The organism is Pseudomonas sp. GW821-FHT07E12, from assembly GCF_058986605.1.
In genome coordinates this window covers 1-5,779 of the sequence record NZ_JBYSVX010000074.1, presented here as the reverse complement: position 1 = coordinate 5,779, position 5,779 = coordinate 1, and the positions used below count along the sequence as shown (strand labels likewise).

Below are 5,779 nucleotides of genomic sequence, written 5' to 3'. Positions count from 1 at the left end.
GTGGTTTCGACTTCAGGCAATTCGGGCATGTCTGGATTGTATGCCTGCGGTTACTACGAAGTTTATAGGCGCGCAAAAAAGCAAACCCCCAGCCTTATGGCTGGGGGTTTGGGGGTAAAGCCCCTGGCGATGACCTACTCTCGCATGGCTTGAGCCACACTACCATCGGCGCAGCTGCGTTTCACTTCCGAGTTCGGGATGGGATCGGGTGGTTCCACAGCGCTAATTTCACCAGGGAGACGGTTGGAGAGTCGCCAGTGTTTGCTTCTCTTCAATAGTGCATACAAGGATGTATGGACTATTGCGGGGAAGCGCATACGGCGCTCGTCTCGCATAGTTAACTCATGACGTAGCGTGCATTTGGATTCTACCAACGTTGTCGTTGGGACCAAGGCAACTTGAGGTTATATGGTCAAGCCACACGGATCATTAGTATCAGTTAGCTCAATGCTTTGCAGCACTTACACACCTGACCTATCAACCACGTAGTCTACATGGTTCCTTCAGGGGGCTTGTGCCCCGGGAGATCTCATCTTGAGGCGCGCTTCCCGCTTAGATGCTTTCAGCGGTTATCGCTTCCGAACATAGCTACCCGGCAATGCCACTGGCGTGACAACCGGAACACCAGAGGTTCGTCCACTCCGGTCCTCTCGTACTAGGAGCAGCCCCTCTCAAATCTCCAACGCCCATGGCAGATAGGGACCGAACTGTCTCACGACGTTCTGAACCCAGCTCGCGTACCACTTTAAATGGCGAACAGCCATACCCTTGGGACCGACTACAGCCCCAGGATGTGATGAGCCGACATCGAGGTGCCAAACACCGCCGTCGATATGAACTCTTGGGCGGTATCAGCCTGTTATCCCCGGAGTACCTTTTATCCGTTGAGCGATGGCCCTTCCATACAGAACCACCGGATCACTAAGACCTACTTTCGTACCTGCTTGATCCGTCGATCTTGCAGTCAAGCACGCTTATGCCTTTGCACACAGTGCGCGATGTCCGACCGCGCTGAGCGTACCTTCGTGCTCCTCCGTTACTCTTTAGGAGGAGACCGCCCCAGTCAAACTACCCACCATACACGGTCCCTGATCCAGATTATGGACCTAGGTTAGAACGTCAAGCACGACAGGGTGGTATTTCAAGGATGGCTCCACTGCAGCTAGCGCCACAGTTTCATAGCCTCCCACCTATCCTACACAGACGAACTCAACGTTCAGTGTAAAGCTATAGTAAAGGTTCACGGGGTCTTTCCGTCTTGCCACGGGAACGCTGCATCTTCACAGCGATTTCAATTTCACTGAGTCTCGGGTGGAGACAGCGCCGCTGTCGTTACGCCATTCGTGCAGGTCGGAACTTACCCGACAAGGAATTTCGCTACCTTAGGACCGTTATAGTTACGGCCGCCGTTTACTGGGGCTTCGATCAAGAGCTTCGCCTTGCGGCTGACCCCATCAATTAACCTTCCAGCACCGGGCAGGCGTCACACCCTATACGTCCACTTTCGTGTTTGCAGAGTGCTGTGTTTTTGATAAACAGTCGCAGCGGCCTGGTCACTTCGGCCATCACCAGCTTATGCCCGCATGGGCCACCGGCAATGGCGCACCTTCTCCCGAAGTTACGGTGCCATGTTGCCTAGTTCCTTCACCCGAGTTCTCTCAAGCGCCTGAGAATTCTCATCCTACCCACCTGTGTCGGTTTACGGTACGGTCTTCGTGAGCTGAAGCTTAGGAGCTTTTCCTGGAAGCGTGGTATCAGTGACTTCGTCCAAAAGGACTCGTCTCGGTGCTCGGTCTTAAAGGATCCCGGATTTGCCAAAGATCCAAACCTACCGCCTTTCCCCGGGACAACCAACGCCCGGTACACCTAACCTTCTCCGTCCCTCCATCGCACTCACGCGAGGTGCAGGAATATTAACCTGCTTCCCATCGACTACGGCTTTCGCCCTCGCCTTAGGGACCGACTAACCCTGCGTCGATTAACGTTGCGCAAGGAAACCTTGGGCTTTCGGCGTGTGGGTTTTTCACCCACATTATCGTTACTCATGTCAGCATTCGCACTTCCGATACCTCCAGCGGACTTCTCAATCCACCTTCAACGGCTTACGGAACGCTCCTCTACCGCGCATAATAAATTATGCACCCCAAGCTTCGGTTCACTGCTTAGCCCCGTTAAATCTTCCCCGCAGACCGACTCGACCAGTGAGCTATTACGCTTTCTTTAAAGGGTGGCTGCTTCTAAGCCAACCTCCTGGCTGTCTGTGCCTTTCCACATGGTTTTCCACTTAGCAGTGAATTTGGGACCTTAGCTGTGGGTCTGGGTTGTTTCCCTTTTCACGACGGACGTTAGCACCCGCCGTGTGTCTCCCATACAGTCCGTCTCGGTATTCGGAGTTTGCAATGGTTTGGTAAGTCGCGATGACCCCCTAGCCATAACAGTGCTCTACCCCCGAGAGGATACATATGAGGCGCTACCTAAATAGCTTTCGAGGAGAACCAGCTATCTCCGGGTTCGATTAGCTTTTCACTCCTAATCACAGCTCATCCCCGTCTTTTGCAACAGACGTGGGTTCGGGCCTCCAGTACCTGTTACGGCACCTTCACCCTGGCCATGACTAGATCACCCGGTTTCGGGTCTACTGCCCGCGACTATGCGCCCTTATCAGACTCGGTTTCCCTTCGCCTCCCCTATACGGTTAAGCTTGCCACGAACAGTAAGTCGCTGACCCATTATACAAAAGGTACGCAGTCACCCCTTGCGAGGCTCCTACTGCTTGTACGCACACGGTTTCAGGATCTATTTCACTCCCCTCTCCGGGGTTCTTTTCGCCTTTCCCTCACGGTACTGGTTCACTATCGGTCGGTCAGGAGTATTTAGCCTTGGAGGATGGTCCCCCCATGTTCAGACAGGGTTTCACGTGCCCCGCCCTACTCGTCTTCACTGGTATGGCCCTTTCAAATACAGGGCTATCACCTTCTATGGCCAATCTTTCCAGATTGTTTTTCTAAAACCATACCAGCTTAAGGGCTAGTCCGCGTTCGCTCGTCGCTACTGACGGAATCTCGGTTGATTTCTTTTCCTCTGGTTACTTAGATATTTCAGTTCACCAGGTTCGCTTCCTGCAGCTATGAATTCACTGCAAGATACTGCCGAAGCAGTGGGTTTCCCCATTCGGACATTGCCGGATCAAAGCTTGTTGCCAGCTCCCCGACACTTTTCGCAGGCTGCCACGTCCTTCATCGCCTCTGACCGCCTAGGCATCCACCGTGTGCGCTTATTCGCTTGACCATATAACCTCAAGTCGCCTCGAAGTCATATGACGTATTGATGGGGTACAAAGCCATCAATGCGAACATACATCTCAATTATTAGGGACTCGAAGTCCCCGCCTTAGCCTCAACGACACGTTTAGATAGATATCTCAAACGCTCGCTACGTCACAAGTTATAAAAGAACATGCATCAGCCTCAACGCTGATCCATATAAATTCTTAGTGTGCGCTACATTCAGAGTGGTGGGTCTGGGAGGACTCGAACCACCGACCTCACCCTTATCAGGGGTGCGCTCTAACCACCTGAGCTACAGACCCAATGCCATTCCCGGAGGAATGTACTTGCTGCCTCAGATGGTGGAGCCTGTCGGGATCGAACCGACGACCCCCTGCTTGCAAAGCAGGTGCTCTCCCAGCTGAGCTAAGGCCCCAAAACGGGACTATCGATATCGGCCTGGCCGATATGGAACTCTGAATGCAGGTAACTTGTGAAGACGCCCGACAGGACGATGTTGTCTTGCTCAAAAGGAGGTGATCCAGCCGCACCTTCCGATACGGCTACCTTGTTACGACTTCACCCCAGTCATCGGCCACACCGTGGCAAGCGCCCTCCCGAAGGTTAAGCTACCTGCTTCTGGTGCAACAAACTCCCATGGTGTGACGGGCGGTGTGTACAAGGCCCGGGAACGTATTCACCGCAGCAATGCTGATCTGCGATTACTAGCGATTCCGACTTCATGGAGTCGAGTTGCAGACTCCAATCCGGACTGAGATTAGGTTTCTGGGATTGGCTCACCCTCGCGGGATTGCAGCCCTCTGTCCTAACCATTGTAGTACGTGTGTAGCCCTGGTCGTAAGGGCCATGATGACTTGACGTCATCCCCACCTTCCTCCGGTTTGTCACCGGCGGTCTCCTTAGAGTTCCCACCATTACGTGCTGGCAACTAAGGACAAGGGTTGCGCTCGTTGCGGGACTTAACCCAACATCTCACGACACGAGCTGACGACAGCCATGCAGCACCTGTGTTCGAGTTCCCGAAGGCACCAATCCATCTCTGGAAAGTTCTCGACATGTCAAGACCAGGTAAGGTTCTTCGCGTTGCATCGAATTAAACCACATACTCCACCGCTTGTGCGGGCCCCCGTCAATTCCTTTGAGTTTCAGTCTTGCGACCGTACTCCCCAGGCGGCGAACTTAACGCGTTAGCTTCGATACTGCGTGCCAAATTGCACCCAACATCCAGTTCGCATCGTTTAGGGCGTGGACTACCAGGGTATCTAATCCTGTTTGCTCCCCACGCTTTCGTGCCTCAGTGTCAGTGTTGGTCCAGATAGCCGCCTTCGCCACGGATGTTCCTCCTGATCTCTACGCATTTCACTGCTACACCAGGAATTCCGCTATCCTCTACCACACTCTAGTGACCCAGTATCCACTGCAATTCCCAGGTTGAGCCCAGGGCTTTCACAACGGACTTAAATCACCACCTACGCACGCTTTACGCCCAGTAATTCCGAGTAACGCTTGCACCCTTCGTATTACCGCGGCTGCTGGCACGAAGTTAGCCGGTGCTTATTCTTTGGGTACCGTCATCCCTATCGAGTATTAATCGACAGGATTTCTTTCCCAACAAAAGGGCTTTACAACCCGAAGGCCTTCTTCACCCACGCGGTATGGCTGGATCAGGCTTGCGCCCATTGTCCAATATTCCCCACTGCTGCCTCCCGTAGGAGTCTGGACCGTGTCTCAGTTCCAGTGTGGCTGATCATCCTCTCAGACCAGCTACGGATCGTCGCCTTGGTGGGCCTTTACCCCGCCAACTAGCTAATCCGACATCGGCTCATCTATCCGCGTGAGGTCTTGCGATCCCCCACTTTCACCCTAAGGTCGTATGCGGTATTAGCGTAAGTTTCCCTACGTTATCCCCCACGAAAAGGTAGATTCCGATGTATTCCTCACCCGTCCGCCACTCGCCACCCAGAGAGCAAGCTCTCCTGTGCTGCCGTTCGACTTGCATGTGTTAGGCCTACCGCCAGCGTTCACTCTGAGCCAGGATCAAACTCTTCACTTAAAACTACATGCCCGAAGGCAAATACTCTTAGCTGCAGAAGTTCAACCACTGGCAACGTATCGCTTGCAAAGCAATTGACTTGTTGCTTGATTAAACGTCTGCAAGATGGACAATCATCCTTCCTGCAGGACGTCTACACAAATTACCTGCGCACACTGTCAAAGAACATTGGGATCCGGCCTCAGCGCCTTTCCCGAGTGCCCCGAAGTTTCCTTCGAAGCGAGCCGCCCATTATAGCCGGCTTTTCGTTTCCGTCAACACCTCGCTGCGAGGTGGAGACTTCAACTTCGCATCCAGCGACCCGAAGGTCTTTGCTGAAGCGAGCCGCCCATCATAGCGGACTTTTTCTTTCCGTCAACCCCTCGCTGCCGAGGATCTTGCCGTCCCTTCCGATCCAAAACCCGAAGGCCTTTTCCCTGAAGGAAGCCGCTCATTGTAG

General features: G+C 53.5%; 2 tRNA genes and 3 rRNA genes. All 5 read right to left on the bottom strand.

The features are described from left to right. Positions 1–121 precede the first annotated feature (121 nt). Positions 122–236 (bottom strand): 5S ribosomal RNA (gene rrf, locus AC3WJE_RS20830). Between the two features lie 172 nt (positions 237–408). Beyond that, a 23S ribosomal RNA gene (locus tag AC3WJE_RS20825) occupies positions 409–3,288 on the bottom strand. Positions 3,289–3,512: 224 nt separating this feature from the next. Beyond that, a tRNA-Ile gene (locus tag AC3WJE_RS20820) sits at positions 3,513–3,589 on the bottom strand. Between the two features lie 37 nt (positions 3,590–3,626). Then, positions 3,627–3,702 (bottom strand) — tRNA-Ala (locus AC3WJE_RS20815). A gap of 93 nt (positions 3,703–3,795) precedes the next feature. Then, positions 3,796–5,340: ribosomal RNA gene (locus AC3WJE_RS20810) — 16S ribosomal RNA — on the bottom strand. The 16S, 23S and 5S rRNA genes sit together here with 2 tRNA genes alongside, the layout of an rRNA operon. Between the last annotated feature and the right edge of the window lie 439 nt (positions 5,341–5,779).